The sequence below is a fragment of the Halalkalibacter alkalisediminis genome (assembly GCF_028610705.1).
GTDB classification, from domain to species: domain Bacteria; phylum Bacillota; class Bacilli; order Bacillales; family Bacillaceae_D; genus Halalkalibacter; species Halalkalibacter alkalisediminis.
In genome coordinates this window covers 1-1,191 of sequence record NZ_JAQQWT010000119.1, presented here as the reverse complement: position 1 = coordinate 1,191, position 1,191 = coordinate 1, and the positions used below count along the sequence as shown (strand labels likewise).

Annotated in this window: 2 pseudogenes; both read left to right on the top strand. The window is 37.2% G+C overall.

What is annotated here, in order from left to right:
* Positions 1–76: 76 nt before the first annotated feature.
* Positions 77–972 (top strand): annotated as a pseudogene (locus tag PQ474_RS26120) (IS3 family transposase); the annotation flags it as partial.
* A gap of 18 nt (positions 973–990) precedes the next feature.
* Positions 991–1,104, top strand: a pseudogene (locus PQ474_RS26115) (GNAT family N-acetyltransferase); the annotation flags it as partial.
* Between the last annotated feature and the right edge of the window lie 87 nt (positions 1,105–1,191).

The following is a 1,191-nucleotide window of genomic DNA, read 5'->3' as shown; positions in this document are numbered from 1 at the left end:
TTTTTTTGTGCCTTGAAACCATAAATTACTCAAAACTACTTGACAAATTTGAAGAAACTTTATGCAAAGCTACTGATTAGAAATGGAAAATGACATTTTAAAGCAAGCCGCGCTGATACTAGGACGAAAGTAAATGTGATTAAGAATAATCAACACAAATACTCGATATCAGCAATGTGCAAAGTCCTACAACTCCCCAGGAGCACCTATTATTATGAAGCAAAAGAGCGTCAGGCCGAAGATGATATCACTTCCGATATAATTGAGATTTTCCATTCGAGCTATCAAAACTATGGGACTCGTAAAATTAAAAAGGAATTAAAGAAGCGCGGAAAGAGCGTCTCTAGACGTCGTCGGATCGGACGAATTATGAAAGAGCAGGGCTTGATTTCCACTTATACGCTTGCACAATTCAAGCCACACTCCAGTGGAACAAACGAATCAGAACAGAAAAATGAACTTGACCGTCAGTTCACACAAAATGAAGCATTATCAGTCGTTGTGAGTGATTTAACATATGTGAGAGTCAATAAAAAATGGCAGTACATATGTGTATTTGTTGATCTTTATAATCGTGAAATCATTGGATATAGTGCCGGTCGTAATAAAAATGCTTTATTAGTTTATCGTGCTTTAGCGTCCATAAAAACGGATCTACGTAAGATCAAACTTTTTCATACAGATCGCGGAAGCGAATTCAAAAACAAGCTTATTGATGAGGCATTAGCGACATTTAACATCCAGCGATCGTTAAGTATGAAAGGATGTCCTTATGATAATGCAGTAGCAGAAGCCACGTTTAAAATCATCAAGACTGAGTTCATCAGGGGTCGTCATTTTGACAGTCTTGGTGAACTGGAAAACGAATTACACAATTATATCTATTGGTTTAATTACAAACGAATCCATGGAACACTAGGCTATCTGAGCCCAATTGAGTTCAAACTTGGACACCTTAAAAAAGTTGTCTAGTTTAGTGTTGACAATCCAAAGATGGGTTTTCATATTGAAAAGGGTGACAAAGAAGTTGATGGAGTATCTGTATTTACTGATTACGATGGACCAAATCAAGATAGGGTATTGTTTGTTAAAGAGGTAAATTAAAGCTCTATTCTTGTTGTGCTAACGGGATGCTTGAGTTGAATACCAGGGGTTGCTGCGGCAATCCTTTTCTTATTCGACTAACGAGCA